The sequence below is a fragment of the Bradyrhizobium sp. CCBAU 11386 genome (genome assembly GCF_028128955.1).
Classification (GTDB): domain Bacteria; phylum Pseudomonadota; class Alphaproteobacteria; order Rhizobiales; family Xanthobacteraceae; genus Bradyrhizobium.
The window spans coordinates 1-14,131 of record NZ_LBKA01000159.1 but is presented as its reverse complement, the minus strand read 5'-3'; the positions used below and the strand labels follow the sequence as shown (position 1 = coordinate 14,131).

Genomic DNA, 14,131 nt, shown 5'->3' with positions numbered 1-14,131 from the left:
ATGGGTAGAGCGAAGCGAAACCCATCTCCTAACTGGCCATCGGCGTCCCAACATCGTTCCGGCCGACATTCTCGAAATAGGCGCGGATGAATATCTCCTCGCCCGGCGCAAAGACGTTTGTCGGGCGCTCGACGAGCTTGCCTTGCTGCACAAAGCTCGACCCGCGTCATCGCCGGATGCGTCCGGTTCTTCACCGTCCCTTGATGGCCGGCGCAATAACGCCGATCGCGCCGTTTGGAGACCAAGCCCTCGAGTCCCATGCCGCACGCCGCGCGAAACAGGTCCGGGCCGATCTATTACGTTGTGACCGAAAAGTTGACGACAAGGAAGATCTGCCCGCCCATTCCGGGGCTGTCGGTCACCTCGACGCGCCAGTTAAGGTCCTGCCACAAGGGTCCCTCTGCTCCGTCGTTGAGGATTTTACTGCTCAATTCGATCGCTGCTGCTTGCGCGGCGGCGATATCCGGAAGTTCCAGTCCGACATCATCGAAGATGGTAATGCCGTCGTGAACATGGAAGAAGAAACGGGTCATCCGCACGACTCCCCAAGAGACGACAGCGAAAGCGCGCGCTCTCTGCCCGCCAATGCGCGTAACGCTAAAATATACCGGCGGTGCTAAGGCGGAGAGGACGCTCTTTTGGGGGAGATGGAATGCCTCCTCGGGGGTAGGTGTCTGGTCAGATCCCAAGTCGGCGGACTTCGCCTGGTCGAAGCGCATCTGATTTCACGCGCAAGCGGTGCTGCAAGAGCCTAACGTTTTGCCTGTCGCCAACGACCCGCGCGACCGCTTCGGTCGCCTTCTCCGGTTCGACCGCTGCAACCCAGTATGATCTTTCCCCATCGGGCGCGATGACCGCGACCATAGGTAATCGGACCATCATCAAAAAATTCCATACTGAAAGTCACAACCATAAGTTTTAGGATCTGCCAAAACAAGACTTGGTCGTAGTTATGGTTAGCGTCGGCGTCTGGCCTTGTGTCTACAGCGCGACGCGCTGCCCGCCGCGCCAGCGCTAGAACTCGCGGCTCATGGCCGGGTGAGACCTGTTCTTGACCTTGATCCACTCCTTCGTGCGACCGGCGAAATAGCGACGATCGCGGCGCTTGGAGACGATGTCTTCGAGGCCGAGGTCGCAGGCGGCGCGAAACAGGTCCGGTCCGATCTCGCCGCTTTCGAACGGCGCGATGAAGATGCCGTCGGGCCGGCCGCGCAACAGCCGGGCGAGATGGGTCTTGCGCCTCTCCAGCGGCAGCTGACGCAGATCCTCGCCGCCGAGCGCGAGGATATCGAACGCGTACAACTGCACCTCGTCGTCGTGCTTGCGCGAGTGCAGGGCGTTGAAGTCGGAGACGCCATCGACGCCAAGGACGACCGCCTCGCCATCGACCGCGAACCGTTGCTCGCGATTGCGCAGCGCGGCCTGGACGATCCAGGGGAAGCGGTCGGTCCAGTTGTGGCCGTTCTGGTGATCAGGCGGATTTGGCGGCCGTTACGCTCAAGGCGCAGACGGTATCCATCGTACTTTATCTCATGGACCCAGTCAGGCCCGGCTGGGACAGCCTTGGCTGCAGTTGGCAGGCGAACTCGAACGCGCGGTGCATGAGAACGAGATAGTCACGCGGCTGCGAATATGCGAATCTCACTCCCGTTTCAGCGTCGGGAATTCGTCAGTGAGGAACCGATGACAATTGCATTGCCGTATCTTGGAATTGCGCTCTGCTGCTCGCTCGCGGTCTGGTTGGTGAGCCTGGTGCTATAGGCGCAGCCCTCAGTGTCGCCAACCGTCCTTGTCGACCTGGACACGAAAGCCTCCTGGCATACGCGGCGGCTCGCCGTCGATCGGAGCGTTGCAGGCCGGGCAGGGCGCGCCGGCACCGCCGCACGTGCATGCGCGAGGGCCGTCCCATGGGCGGTCCAGATGGTTCTCGCAAACCCAGCCGACGTCGTCACAGGTCGTGCACTTCACGGCCGCGTTGCCGTGCGGGTTTTCTCCGGCTGGCATCACGCGGTATCTGGCAGCGGCAGGGCGAGCTGCACGTCGATGCGCCTGGTTGCGTTGGCGGCGATGAAGTCCTGCAGCGCGGACGGGACCTCTGCGTCGGTATCAGTTGCGCGCTGCGCCAGTGCGTCGGCGACGTCGGACGTGGCGTCCCATGACCAGCCTTCACCCGGATTGAAGCACACAATCCGGACCGGATAGGCGTAATCGCCGGACAGGAGATGCCTGAGGATAGTCTCGAGGTCGGTGTCGGTTTCGTCGGTCTCGCGCCAGGCGCAGCCGGCGCGGACGCCGAAGTCCTCGAGGACCAGATAGATGTCGCGGTCGAGGCGGTCGGCCGGGACGATCGAGGGCGAGACACGCATACGCAAACTCCAACACAGACGGTATCGGAGAGACGACCCCGGCTTCAGGGGGCTTCCGGCGGGGAGGGCCGGGGCCGCTCCGCCAGCTCGGGGGCGAGCCGGCGAGGAATCAAATGTCGCCCGTTCGCGTGGTTCCTGCAATGAAGGTCAATCCGTAAATTTCCCACGCGATGGCGGCGCCTCCGGTGCGGCCTGTCCCTCCGGTCGGCCTGAGTCGCTGCTGGCAGTGCGGCGATAGTCGCCCGTGTCGAAGCAGCGCCACAAGCTTGCCGCCGATCGCCATTGCGAGCGTGGCGGAACATGCCATCAGCGATTGAGCAGATCTTCGCCCTAGCGGAAGCAGCTTCACAAAGGTGCCACTCTCATGCAGGTCGCGCCAGCCTTTGTCGACCGCGTAGCGAATGCCAGCACAACTTCCGCCGCCTCATCCGCTGGCTCAGCCTGTTGCTGCACCAAATCCTCTCTGCTCTCACTGCCGCGCTTCACACCGTTCCGGCCTGAAGCCAGAGCTCTTCACGGACAACAGGTTAGGCTTACCCGAGAGGCCGTGCTTGCCTGAAATGGAAGCCGTTGGGTGCGAACCTCCGGGCCACAGTGCGAACCTCACCCTCGCATGTTTCCAGCGCGATCTTTTGGGCGAGCATGACGTCTCCGATCGGCAGAGCGCCGATCGGCATAAAACACAACCCCACCCGTAGGCGACCTCTCTCGTCGATCTCGCACACGTTGACCGAGGCCCCGGCGTGGATCCTGTATCGAATGCCGCTGTCGCTCCCGATCACCTCGAAATAGCCCTTCCTAGCGAACTGTTCACGCTGGGCTGGCGACAACCATTTACGCAAGAGTTGCAGCGACCGGCCCTCCGGCGTGCCCTCGGCGCCGTGCCGGATGAAGAGCGCTCTCGCCGCCTTCATTCGGGAGCGGCCGCCCCGCGAAGGTCGAAATCCGAACATGACCCTCTCGATTATCCACCGACCAATCTGGGGAAGAAGACGGTTTCCTTCGCAGTTGGGTCGAACGATCGGATCTGCGAGACCTGACCTGGACCCGTCCGGACCGACGCGGTGAAGCCGGCATCGGTGAGCTCGTAGAACCGCTGCTCCGCTCTCGCCAGTTCCTGTGCGTCGTCCGCATTGAAATAATGTTGGCTGTCGCCGCTACGATCCATCACGATCTGGATTGCCATGATCGTCCTCCTCGGATGCTGGTGGCCAAGGATCTCAACCAAGTATCTGGCCGAAGTCACGAACTTTCAAGAGTTTGTTTCAACGGCGGCCTACCGCGAGCCTCTGCCGCCGCGGCGTCAGCGCAATCAATTAATCCGCGGCTTTCCCGGTACGCGCTTGCCGGAGCGGGCCTGGCCCGAACCGGGCGTACACTCCGAAGCGTCGCTCGACGCATCGCTTCAGGCACTCGTCGATGCCAGCCGCGTCGATCTTTGCAGCGCGTTGACCATTGCCGGCATCGCGAGGTCACGATCCGCGTCGGCGACGATGCCGCCGAAACCCATGCCTTCTATCGCGCCAGGAATGCGGCCCGAGAGGTCGCTGCACGCTCATCATGTATCTCATGATGACGCACCCGTGGGAGTTCGACGGCACCGTCGAGCGCGCGGAAGAGACTTTCAAGAAGATCAAGATCCAAGGCTGTCAATGAATTGGCGGCGGCGTCGCGTGATGTCTCGAAAGGCTTCGTCAATCGATGCCCGCAGCCTAGCACTTTGTTTAGTGGCCAGCGAGAAATGGCACCGACCGGCATACTCCGTGGCGCGCAAAGTCCGTTCTGGGTCATTCGCGTCGGTTTGGTATGCCTGCAACCGCGTCCGGATTTCCCCGAACAGCCGACTCCGAAGTGAGGGTTGCGGCTCGACGCGAAGGGCCAAGACCCTGCTCCCGTCGAGCCGGCCGCCGGAGTGCGAAAGGTAACCGCAAGAAGCCAGCGGATGAGGCCACGGATTAGTCTGCCGCGCAAAGGCTAGTGGGCCGCGCGGTGCGGACTGTGACGACGACAGCGACGCTACATACTGAGCGTATGTGCCTCGAACGCAGTTTCCTGCGGCGGCGCGGCCAATCCCCCTGCGATGCCTTGCTTCAAGCGCGGCATGAGAATCTGTTCGCGGAACCGTTCCCAGCTTTCCTTCGTGTCATGCACCGCGATCACGGTCCAACCACCCGGCGTGGGCCCGGCGGTGTGGAAGATCTGACCCGTCGGAAGGCCGCCCGAACTCGGATGTACAGCGGCAATCGACTTCTCGTACTGATCCTTCGTGCCGCCGGGGAAGTAATGAATGATCGCGTAGGCCATGGTTTCTCTCCAACGGATCAAGTGGCCCCCTGCTGTATCGTAGTTCGCGAATGTTGGTGCGTCACGCGGAACGTTCAATCGCTTCTAGCCCGCCGCCCCTCGGATCAACGGTCGCAACGATCATGAGCCGAGGCGATCCTGCTGGGTAGCTTCGCCTGCCTATGGCGCTTTGGGTCAGAAGCGGCCCATCACGACCAGGCAGCGCGACGTCCGCTCTAGACTCCCAAGCGGCCGCACATAAGGACAAACCCCTAGGCCACCTGCAGCACCGACGGGGCCCTCGCGACCCCGTTTTTATTTGCGGCCGATGGTCGTAGCCTCCACGTCCATGATCGCAGCCTTGGACGAGGGACATGTCGGTGGCTATTCGGTCGCTTATGGCCGCGACGATACTTATTTCCCGGTCTACGTCACGGCGGCGCTGGCCGCGATCTTCTGCACGGCCGCGCTTCTCACCGGCGCGCTCTACTGGCTTGCGCTCGCGGCGCTCGCGGCCGGGTTTACCTACTACAACATTCCGCTGCTCGAGACCGGCCGGCCCACGATCGGCGCGAACCAATACGGCATCTTCATCCAGGCCTTCGGCCTGATCCGGTGGCGCGCCATCGAGCGCATCGATCTTGTCGAGATCGCCGAGCGCGCCATGACGGTGCATGAACTCCAGATCGTGCTGAACGCACCGCTCACCAGCGCGCTGGTGGCCGACTGGCGCAAGCAGCCGTTCTGGCGCTGGTTGATGCGCCTGCCCTGGCGGATGAGCCACACCAACATGGTGCGGATCAATGTCGAGCCGTTCGATCAGCCGCCGGACATGATCCATCGCACCTTCCTGCGGATGTGGCGCTACTACCGCAGCTAGCGACCACGCATGCATCACGTCCTCAGCACGAGGTGTGCGTAGGCCTCTGCCCTCATGCCGTAGGTCCATGCGACCGCTTCGCGCGCCGTGCGCAGATTGGCCGGCACCTGGAGGAAGAAATGCCTGCGCGTGCCGTCCGGCTCGGGCGTGGCGTTGACGACCTCCACGGCCGCCCAGGCGTCCGCGGCGAGCCAGTTGCGGCGCCACAGGATTCCGGTCTCGTCCTCGGCCACACAGGTGGCGCCGCCGAGCGCGACGTAACGTTCCGGCGTCATGATCTCGATCATGCAGCGGCGGACTTGGACGTCGACTTGCTCGTCGATCGCAGCGAGCGTGATCCGGTCCCGATGTTCGATGATCCAGCGGGGCACCTCCACCCCGCGCCAGGCCCAGATCGACCAGCCGTCGGGATAACGCAGTGCCGGACCGCTGGCGTGATGCAGCCGGTCGCGCGCGTCACCGCACATGAGGTTCGGTCGCTCCGCGAGCCAGCAGGTGTGCTCGTGCGGCTGTAGCCAGCCCACGCTCGTCGCGAGCTGCATCAGGCCGCGCAGCGGCTCCGTCTCTGCGTGCAGACCAAGGACCTCGCGGAGATAGTCATAAGCGCCAAGCCACGACAGATCGTGCGGCCCCGCTGCGCAGGTCGAAAAGCCCCGCGGAGCAGCGAGCACCTGTAACACGCCGGAGAACGACAGGCCGGTTCGGCGCGGCTGGCCCAGCATGGACAGATTTTGCTCCGGCACGCTGCGTATCACCGCGTCGGCCGCAGCGGCGACCAGCAGGTCGGCGGGATTGACTGCGCTCTCGACCGCGGCAAGCACCTTCCGGTGAACCCGCGCTTCAACCTGCGAAGCTATGCGCCGGCGCAGGCGATCGAGGAGACGAAAGCGCACATTGCCGCCGTCGCCCTGCGACATCCGGCCGGCAAGCCCGGACAGCGCCAGCGGGCTGTCGCACCATACGATGCGGGCCGGCGGCTCCAGTCCTGCGGCCTCATAGGCAAGACGCACGCCCTGCTCCGCGGTGTCGCGATCGGCAGGCGCCGTCGAGCGTCGGATGGCTCTCCACCGCGCGCGGTAATAGCCCAACGCCGCCATCTGCCCCGCAGACAGCGCCTGCTCAGTCGGCGAGGACGCGCGCATCCCGAGGCCCCAGTTCACGCTGGCGGCGCACCCGATAGGTCCCTCGCAGCAGCGTCAGCGGCGCATGCTCCTGATGCGTCACCCGCGCATAGGCCGAGGCGATCTGGAGATGCCCGAGATAGAGCCCGGCCGGAATGTCGCGCGCCAGATCGTCGTCGCGAAACAGCGTCACGCGCTCGCGGATCGCATGACAATGTCCCGTGGCCTCGCCCTCCAGCAGGACCAGAGGCGCACCTTCGGCGATTTCGGCGAGCGTTCCCGATGGCGCTACATCGGGTACCCGCTCGATCAGCAGGTCACCTTGCGCAAAAATCTCGGTCATCGTGCCTTCTCCCGTGCCGGCGCATCCGCGGGGAACGCGGATGGCCGGATTCGTTCAACATTGCCGTCGGCGATCTAGTGCACGACCTCGCCATGCAGTGCGAGGTCGAGACCGTCGCGCTCCATATCCTCCGACACCCGCAAACCGATAAACAGCTTGATCACGTACAGGATGATCAGGCTGACGACGGCATCGTAGACAAAGACCGTGGCGACGCCGATGCACTGGTTGATGAACTGGCCCGGGTTTCCCTCCAGAGCCCCCGCGGTGCCGCCATATTGCTCGACGGCGAAGACGCCGGTGAGCAATGCGCCGACGATGCCGCCGACGGCGTGGACGCCGAAGCAATCGAGCGCGTCGTCATAGCTGAACATGTTCTTGAGCCCGGTGCATCCCCAGTAGCAGAGGACGCCGGCCGCGATGCCGATCACGAAGGCGCCGATCGGGCCGACGAAACCGGACGCGGGCGTGATGGCGACGAGGCCTGCCACCGCGCCCGAGCAGATGCCGACGACCGTCGGCTTGCCCTTGAGCGACCACTCGACCAGCATCCAGGTGAAGCCGGCGACCGCGGTCGCGATCTGCGTCACCAGCATCGCCATGCCGGCCTGCATGCCTGCCGTCACCGCGGAGCCCGCGTTGAAGCCGAACCAGCCGACCCACAGCAGCGAGGCGCCGATGAAGGTCAGCACCATGTTGTGGGCCGGTCCCGCCTCCTTGCGCTTGCCGAGCATGATGGCGCACATCAGGCCTGCCACGCCGGCATTGATATGCACGACAGTCCCGCCGGCGAAGTCGAGCACCTTGATCCAGGCGGCGTCGTTGCCGGAGGCGAAGATGCCGTCAGGGCCCCACACCCAATGCGCGACCGGCGCGTAGACGAAGATCGCCCACAGGCCGATGAACCAGAGCATCGCGGAGAACTTCATCCGCTCGGCGAAGGCCCCTGCAATCAGCGCGGGCGTGATGATCGCGAACGTCATCTGGAAGCAGATGTAGACGCTTTCGGGGATCGTCGCCGCGAGCGGATTGGGGTTGCCGATCCCGCCCTTGCCGATGTCGCTGAGGATGTCCTTCAGGAACATGCGGTCCAGCCCGCCGACGAACGGCGTGCCGGCGCGGAAGGCCAGACTATAGGTCAGGATCGCGAACAGAATCGTAACTAGGCAAGTCACCGCAAAACTCGTCATCACGGTGTCGCCCACGTTCTTCTTGCGCACCATACCGCCATAGAACAGCCCGAGCCCCGGCACCGTCATCATCAGCACCAGCGCAACGGAGGTGAGCATCCAGGCGGTGTCGCCGGGATTGGGCGTGCACTTCTCGAGGATCTTGCCGCCGCAGGCTGGCGGGCCCGCATCCTCCGCGAGCGCAACGTCGCCGAGGGCGAGGTAGAGCAGTGCAATTCCCAGCAACGCGACCACCAATGTCACGAGCCTTTGGCGGGTGGATGTTCTTGATTCCATCATCGTCCTCCCAAGTCGCAAGAGATGTCTTCTGGGCCCTGTTTGAGTGGAACCGCAGAGATGATCATGCGCGCCGGCGCGACGACGCCAGCGAGATCAGCTCGGATTTTCGGGACACAATGAGCGCGGCTCGGCGCGATGAGGTCGTCGAGCGTCGATGGCTGGAGACTGGCACCGACCAGCCTCATGGCTTATCGGCCTTTCCCTTGTCGCCAGATCGGAAAGCGTCAGAGACGGTTCCAATTCTTGGTCAAAGGACGTGCAAGATTCGCACCATCGACACGATTCATTCAAGCTACTGAATGCGCTTCGATTCCAGTTTGCTGCTTTGCGGCAACCGCGCCACGCGCTGCTTCACGCAACAGCCCATCGCCCAACGAATGAGCAGTGGCTGACGATGCCTATGCGGTTCGCATCAAGGGCGGCGCGGTCGGCTTGATCAGCGGAAACGCGATCTCGACGATGCCGGCGGCGAGCCCCACCGCCACGCCGATGCGCCAGGCCATGTTGTAGGAACCGAGCGCGTCGTAGATCAGCCCGCCGCCATAGGTGTAGTCGACCGGCCGCCGCTGCCGCTCCGTCGCCGGGTCTTTGGCCGCCAGCACGTTCAACAGCATCGCCGCGTCGCGCACCGTCCGCGTCATCGGCCCTGCAGTGTCCTGGCTGTGCGCGGTCGGCACGATCCCGGCCCGGCTGACCAGCCCAACGGTCGGCTTCACGGTGACGAGGCCGTTTTGGCTCGCGGGATACAGCAGCGAGCCCGACGTCTCGGTCCCGATCGAGGCTGCGCACAGGCCGGCCGCCACCGCGACAGCCGAGCCCGCGCTCGATCCGCCCGGCGGCACGACCGGGATGCCGCGATCATCCATCAGCGCCGGCGCGTAAGGGTTCTTCACTTGACCGCCCATTGCGTGGCACTACGCCAACTGAAGCGATGGGCCAACTGCAGACATGCTCGAGTATGCAAGGTTGGCTAACTACTCGGGCAATCCGGCCGTCTGCAATGTCGCGCCGAGCTTCGTGGCGAGCGCCGGCGCGCAGTCAACACCGCCAAACTGCTGACTGATCCTAAAATTGGGCTGCAATTCAATTACGCGCGCAGCGGCTGCCTTCGCCTCGTCGAACCGGCGGAGCGTGACCAGGGGCCCGATCAGGATGACATAGTTGATGCTGTGCCCTGGATTGGACTGCACCGCCCGGTAAGCCGCCTTTGCCGCCTCATCCGGTCGCTCCAAAAGAAAGTGTCCGAGCGCCTGCGAGCCAAACGCCGCGAACGACCAGGAATCGAACGGAGACAGCCGCAGCGCGCGCTCGCCCCACGCAATTGCCGGTTCCGCTTCGGCGGCCCACATGAGCACATGCCTTCCGGGATATCCCTGAATGCGGACATCGCTCGGTGCAGTTGGCATGTCTCGGACGGGCCAGGAAGAGACTCGTGCACTGCAACAAACTGCATCGCTATTCGATCATGTCGGCGCGGCCGAGCAGCGACAGCGGCAGGCGCGGCAGGTCCACCGCTCCCTTGCCATTATGCCGCGGGCCGCGATGGAAACCGGCGCGGCGATCATACGGTTGATTTGGCATGGAAAACCTCCAATGGAGGGTGTCATGCAGAATTGGCTAGAAAATTGGACGAACGCAAAATTTTGTGACGTCGCGAACCTGATCCTCGGCGCGTTTCTGTTCGTTTCGCCCTGGATATTCGGTTTTGATGCCGGGACGGTCTCTCAAAACGCCTATATCACCGGTATCGCCATCGCGATCCTTGCGATCGCGGCGCTGGCGGCATTCGCGGTGTGGGAGGAGTGGCTGAACCTCATCGTCGGCTTGTGGGCGTTGGTATCGCCCTGGGTATTGGGCTTCCAGGGAACCACCGCGATGACGGTGCATGTGATCATCGGCGCGGCGGTCGTGATCCTGGCAGCGATCGAGCTCTGGATGATGTCCCAGATCCCGCCGCGGCTGACCACCGGCAGCTGAGAGGGCTGAGGTCGTTTGGCTCGTGGCATAGCTTCGCCGTCAACCATACTGGCAACACGGACGGAGTCGTTGCTTCAGGGCATAGACGGATTGACGAAACCTCGGTGTGTCGAGGAAGGCAGCCGATATGTGGCAGGCGCTCGGCTCAATCGCCGGTGGCACCTGACAAGCTACTTTTGCGAACTATTGCCCGCAGAGCGGCTCGCGTTGTGCAAGCGGTCGGATGTCCGGGGTGGGTCAATCGCGTCGGCCGCGTGCCGAGCGAGCCGCTTCCGGTCTGCCCCTCGGACCGGACCACCTGTGCCGCGGTCTGGACTTCGCATACGGGCCAAGAGCGGCATCGCGCCTTTGCCAGATCACCACGGCGGCGCGTCGCGCTCGTTCCGACAAGGCTGGCAGTTGCAATGGCGCGTTGGGACAGTGTGACTGTCGGATAACATCGCTTGCGCCAATCAAAGTTTGAGCCTTGAATTCAGCGAAGACGCGCCACTACCTTACGTAGTTTTTCAAGTGTGTCTGCACTCTCGAAGGATGAAGCGACGAAGACACTCGCCCGGGCGCTAGGCGAGGGTGATGGTTTCGTGCCTAGCCGAAAGAGGGTACGTCTGGTTCGTCTACTGAACGAGAGTGGCCAAACGCGCAGCCTAATGCGCGCACCGACCAGTACTGTTGATGGCCCAAAGAGGGAGGAGAACAATGAGCACCTGGCTTAGTGAGCGAGAGCAGCGTCTTGTTGCGGGCGCGGAGGCGGTAGCGGCGGCAACACCTATTCCGACCCAGATCGTTTCCAACGGCGAGTATCTTCCGCCTCCGCAAAGCGCGACCCAGAAGAAGGTCGAGGCGCGGATCAACGAGCTCGCCGACGTAAACGGCAAGCATCTCGGCTTGAGCCGCAGGCAGTTCCTGCACACCAGCTGCGGCATGGCGGCGGCGTTCCTCGCCATGAACGACATCTATGGCAATGTTTTTCAGGTCGCACCCGCCGAGGCCCGCGAGCCCGAGCGGATGCTGGCGCGCGCGCAAAGCCTTGCCGACCAGTTCATCTTCGACGTCCAGACCCATTTCGTGCGCGATGACTTCGACCACAAGGAGCTCCTGGGACTGGCGGACTTTGCAAGCCAGCACTGGAACCCCAGGATGAAGGAGGAGGGCGTTTCCTCGCTCGCCCGCTACAAGTTCCAGAATTATGTGAAAGAGGTCTACTACGACAGCGACACCAACATGGCGCTCTTGAGCGGCGCGCCGTTCGACGACCCGAGCTGGTGGCTGCTGTCGAACGAGCAGATCGTCAAGGCGCGCGAGCTGATCAACGACTTCGCCGGTTCGCGCCGCCTGCTGGCGCACAGCGTCATCACCCCCAAGCAACCCGGCTGGATGGAGGAGGTGGACAAGGCGATCGAGGTCTACAAGCCGGATTCCTGGAAGTCCTACACAATCGGTGATCCGCTGGCGCCCTCGAAATTCCCGTGGCGGCTCGACGACGAGCAGGTGATGTATCCGTTCTACGAGAAGGCGGTGAAGGCCGGCATCAACACGCTGTGCATCCACAAGGGGTTGCTGCCGCCCGATTACGAGAAGTCGTTCGCCGGCGTGTGGGAGTACGCAACCGCCTGGGATATCGGAAAGGCCGCGAAGGATTGGCCGCAGATGAACTTCGTGATCTATCACTCGGCGCTGCGGGCGTTCCTTGAGCTGCCGGACAAGGCGTGGGCCGAGTTCGAGCAGACCGGCCGCATCCAGTGGGCCTCGGATCTCGCGGAAGTCCCGCAGAAATTCGGTGTCACCAATGTCTATGCCGAACTCGGCACGTCCTTTGCCAACTCGGCGGTCGCGCATCCAAAATTCTGCGCGGCGCTGGTCGGCACGCTGATCAAGGGCATGGGGGTCGACCACGTCATGTGGGGCACCGACTCGGTCTGGTACGGCTCACCGCAGTGGCAGATCGAAGCGCTGCGCCGGCTCGAAATCCCAGAGGACATGCAGAAGAAGTACGGCTTTGCACCGCTCGGCGATGCCAACAGCGCCACCAAGCAGCTGATCTTTGCGGGCAACGCAACCAGATTCTACAAGATCAAGCTGAGGGCAGCCGACAACACCAGGATGCCGGCCTTTTCCGAGGACCGCCTCGCGGCGCTCAAGAACGAGTACACCCAAGCTGCGAAGCAACCCTCGAACCTCCGCTACGGCTACGTTCGCGCCGGCTAAGTGCCGACGGCTGCGGCGACGGAGCGGGCAAGCTTCGCCGCCGAAGCGAACGCGCGGCTGCTGCGACAGGGATATCGTATCGATCGACAAATCCAACTTCGGCTGCGGGTCACAAGCGGCGGTTTGATCGCGCCCCAACCACGTCCAGTCCACCCCGATGAACGGACGATTTTGGAGCCGCACCGGACTTCGCACTAGGGCCAAAGGCTGACGTCGCGACCTTCATGTGTGGTATCAACCATCCGAGGTGCGTTGCAAGGCACGCGCTCCTCGTATCGATTCCCCGCTGCGAAGGACTTCGCGGTTCGACCCGCCCGCCGGTCGGCGTCAATTTTGAGAGGAGGTCGCATGAATCGCATTCTCATCACCGGCGCGGCCGGGAAAATCGGAAGCACCTTGCGCGAAGGCTTGCGCGAACGCTACGCGGTGCTACGCCTTTCCGACATCGCGCCGCTCGATCCGGCACGCGCCGGCGAAGAGATCGTGCGCGCCGATCTCGCCGATCTCGCCGAGGTGGAAGTCGCCATGCGGGGCGTTGATTGCGTTGTCCACCTCGGCGCGATCGCAGGCGAGGACACGTGGGACAAGATCCTGCCCAACAACGTGGTCGGAACCTAGAATGTGTTCGAGGCAGCGCGGCGCCAAGGTGTGCGTCGCGTCATCTATGCGAGCTCGCATCACGCGGTCGGGTTTTATCGGCGCGCCAGCTTCATCGACCAGATGGTCGTTCCGCGGCCGGACGGCGTCTACGGGGTGAGCAAGGTGTTCGGCGAGGCGGTCGGACGCCTGTTCGCCGACAAGCACGGCCTGTCGGTAGCCTGCCTCCGCATCGGCGCCTTTCGCGACAAGCCGGCGGATCGGCGTCTGCTCCATGTCTGGCTCAGCCCGCGCGACGCCGTGCAACTGGTCGGATGTTGCATCGATGCGCCCGACTATCATTTCATCGTCGTCTACGGCGTCTCCAACAACACCCGCAACCGCTATCGCAATGCAGGCATCGAGTTCCTCGGCTATCGGCCGCAGGACAATTCGGAGGATTATGCGGCCGACATCCTGCGCACCCCGGACACCGAGGATGCGATCTCGCGGGAATTCCACGGTGGCCCCTACACACAAATGGGGTTCGACGGCGACCTTGCCCGGATCGAGTAGCGGGTCACTCGGTCGCCGTGGCGCGAAGAGCGACCGCGCCATTTCACCGGCATTTCCGGCAGTCGCCGCAATGAGTCCACTGGAAGGCCGGGGGGACCGCTCCTGGAAGAAGTCGACGAGACGCCAGCGCAAAGTGCCCCGGCCCTTCAATTCAACTGCATCACGGTGACCGGGTGCAATATATGTTTTGCGACACGGGATATTCTTGCGACGCGACAGCAGCTGTGCGGCACAAGGAGCGACTTCCGCAATGGGTCTTGGCCGTGTAAAAACACACTTTCTCAGATGAGCCGATAGCAAGCCAAGACCGGCTCGGTCTCAGGCGGCGATCGCAT

The 14,131-nt window shown here is 63.4% G+C and carries 15 protein-coding genes and 1 pseudogene; 4 read left to right on the top strand and 12 right to left on the bottom strand.

Annotation, left to right across the window (positions count from 1 at the left end; all coding sequences use genetic code 11):
* Positions 1-296: 296 nt before the first annotated feature.
* From XI09_RS10305 to XI09_RS10280, 6 genes are all read right to left on the bottom strand, one after another.
* Entirely contained in the window at positions 297-533 is a 237-nt protein-coding gene (locus XI09_RS10305; protein WP_271566733.1) for a DUF6894 family protein, read from the bottom strand.
* A gap of 481 nt (positions 534-1,014) precedes the next feature.
* Positions 1,015-1,416: an ATP-dependent DNA ligase gene (locus XI09_RS10300; protein ID WP_271566734.1), complete on the bottom strand. Its 402-nt coding sequence runs from the start codon at positions 1,414-1,416 to the stop codon at positions 1,015-1,017.
* 587 nt (positions 1,417-2,003) lie between these two features.
* Positions 2,004-2,366, bottom strand: coding sequence for a hypothetical protein (locus XI09_RS10295; protein ID WP_271566732.1), 363 nt, complete (start codon positions 2,364-2,366; stop codon positions 2,004-2,006).
* Between the two features lie 533 nt (positions 2,367-2,899).
* On the bottom strand, positions 2,900-3,319 hold the full coding sequence (locus tag XI09_RS10290; protein WP_271566731.1) for a hypothetical protein: 420 nt from the start codon (positions 3,317-3,319) through the stop codon (positions 2,900-2,902).
* 11 nt (positions 3,320-3,330) lie between these two features.
* On the bottom strand, positions 3,331-3,552 hold the full coding sequence (locus XI09_RS10285) for a hypothetical protein (protein ID WP_271566730.1): 222 nt from the start codon (positions 3,550-3,552) through the stop codon (positions 3,331-3,333).
* A gap of 830 nt (positions 3,553-4,382) precedes the next feature.
* Positions 4,383-4,670 carry a hypothetical protein gene (locus XI09_RS10280; RefSeq protein WP_271566729.1) on the bottom strand — a complete coding sequence of 96 codons (288 nt, stop codon included), beginning with the start codon at positions 4,668-4,670 and terminating at the stop codon, positions 4,383-4,385.
* 328 nt (positions 4,671-4,998) lie between these two features.
* Here XI09_RS10280 and XI09_RS10275 point away from each other — a divergent pair, with 328 nt between their 5' ends.
* Complete coding sequence (locus XI09_RS10275; protein ID WP_135178336.1) at positions 4,999-5,529, top strand: hypothetical protein; 531 nt, start codon at positions 4,999-5,001, stop codon at positions 5,527-5,529.
* 14 nt (positions 5,530-5,543) lie between these two features.
* Here XI09_RS10275 and XI09_RS10270 read toward each other — a convergent pair whose 3' ends face one another.
* From XI09_RS10270 to XI09_RS10245, 6 genes are all read right to left on the bottom strand, one after another.
* Positions 5,544-6,671: a DUF6745 domain-containing protein gene (locus XI09_RS10270; RefSeq protein ID WP_271566728.1), complete on the bottom strand. Its 1,128-nt coding sequence runs from the start codon at positions 6,669-6,671 to the stop codon at positions 5,544-5,546.
* The gene (locus XI09_RS10265) at positions 6,649-6,993 is read right to left on the bottom strand and encodes a hypothetical protein (RefSeq protein WP_271566727.1); all 345 of its coding nucleotides are present in this window, start codon (positions 6,991-6,993) and stop codon (positions 6,649-6,651) included. The genes XI09_RS10270 and XI09_RS10265 overlap by 23 nt, the downstream gene beginning before the upstream one ends.
* Positions 6,994-7,067: 74 nt before the next feature.
* Positions 7,068-8,462 (bottom strand): ammonium transporter, encoded by a 1,395-nt coding sequence (locus XI09_RS10260; RefSeq protein ID WP_271566726.1) that lies wholly within the window; start codon positions 8,460-8,462, stop codon positions 7,068-7,070.
* 398 nt (positions 8,463-8,860) lie between these two features.
* Positions 8,861-9,355: an amidase family protein gene (locus XI09_RS10255; RefSeq protein ID WP_271566725.1), complete on the bottom strand. Its 495-nt coding sequence runs from the start codon at positions 9,353-9,355 to the stop codon at positions 8,861-8,863.
* 81 nt (positions 9,356-9,436) lie between these two features.
* Positions 9,437-9,811, bottom strand: a complete 375-nt coding sequence (locus XI09_RS10250) for a hypothetical protein (protein ID WP_271566724.1) — start codon at positions 9,809-9,811, stop codon at positions 9,437-9,439.
* 106 nt (positions 9,812-9,917) lie between these two features.
* Complete coding sequence (locus XI09_RS10245) at positions 9,918-10,043, bottom strand: hypothetical protein (protein WP_271566723.1); 126 nt, start codon at positions 10,041-10,043, stop codon at positions 9,918-9,920.
* Between the two features lie 12 nt (positions 10,044-10,055).
* Here XI09_RS10245 and XI09_RS10240 point away from each other — a divergent pair, with 12 nt between their 5' ends.
* The 3 genes and pseudogenes from XI09_RS10240 to XI09_RS10230 all read left to right on the top strand — a co-directional run bounded on the left by XI09_RS10240 (position 10,056) and on the right by XI09_RS10230 (position 13,796).
* Entirely contained in the window at positions 10,056-10,439 is a 384-nt protein-coding gene (locus XI09_RS10240) for an SPW repeat protein (protein WP_271566722.1), read from the top strand.
* A 696-nt stretch (positions 10,440-11,135) separates the two neighbouring features.
* Positions 11,136-12,644: an amidohydrolase family protein gene (locus tag XI09_RS10235; RefSeq protein ID WP_271566721.1), complete on the top strand. Its 1,509-nt coding sequence runs from the start codon at positions 11,136-11,138 to the stop codon at positions 12,642-12,644.
* A gap of 348 nt (positions 12,645-12,992) precedes the next feature.
* Positions 12,993-13,796 (top strand): annotated as a pseudogene (locus XI09_RS10230) (NAD-dependent epimerase/dehydratase family protein).
* The last annotated feature ends 335 nt before the right edge of the window (positions 13,797-14,131 follow it).

Coding starts and splice junctions, on each gene's coding strand:
- XI09_RS10240 (WP_271566722.1), top strand. CDS start 10,056: ATGGAGGGTGTCATGCAGAATTGGCTAGAAAATTGGACGAACGCAAAA.
- XI09_RS10295 (WP_271566732.1), bottom strand. CDS start 2,366: ATGCGTGTCTCGCCCTCGATCGTCCCGGCCGACCGCCTCGACCGCGAC.
- XI09_RS10280 (WP_271566729.1), bottom strand. CDS start 4,670: ATGGCCTACGCGATCATTCATTACTTCCCCGGCGGCACGAAGGATCAG.
- XI09_RS10305 (WP_271566733.1), bottom strand. CDS start 533: ATGACCCGTTTCTTCTTCCATGTTCACGACGGCATTACCATCTTCGAT.
- XI09_RS10275 (WP_135178336.1), top strand. CDS start 4,999: ATGATCGCAGCCTTGGACGAGGGACATGTCGGTGGCTATTCGGTCGCT.
- XI09_RS10285 (WP_271566730.1), bottom strand. CDS start 3,552: ATGGCAATCCAGATCGTGATGGATCGTAGCGGCGACAGCCAACATTAT.
- XI09_RS10260 (WP_271566726.1), bottom strand. CDS start 8,462: ATGATGGAATCAAGAACATCCACCCGCCAAAGGCTCGTGACATTGGTG.
- XI09_RS10290 (WP_271566731.1), bottom strand. CDS start 3,319: ATGTTCGGATTTCGACCTTCGCGGGGCGGCCGCTCCCGAATGAAGGCG.
- XI09_RS10270 (WP_271566728.1), bottom strand. CDS start 6,671: ATGCGCGCGTCCTCGCCGACTGAGCAGGCGCTGTCTGCGGGGCAGATG.
- XI09_RS10235 (WP_271566721.1), top strand. CDS start 11,136: ATGAGCACCTGGCTTAGTGAGCGAGAGCAGCGTCTTGTTGCGGGCGCG.
- XI09_RS10245 (WP_271566723.1), bottom strand. CDS start 10,043: ATGCCAAATCAACCGTATGATCGCCGCGCCGGTTTCCATCGCGGCCCG.
- XI09_RS10265 (WP_271566727.1), bottom strand. CDS start 6,993: ATGACCGAGATTTTTGCGCAAGGTGACCTGCTGATCGAGCGGGTACCC.
- XI09_RS10250 (WP_271566724.1), bottom strand. CDS start 9,811: ATGTGGGCCGCCGAAGCGGAACCGGCAATTGCGTGGGGCGAGCGCGCG.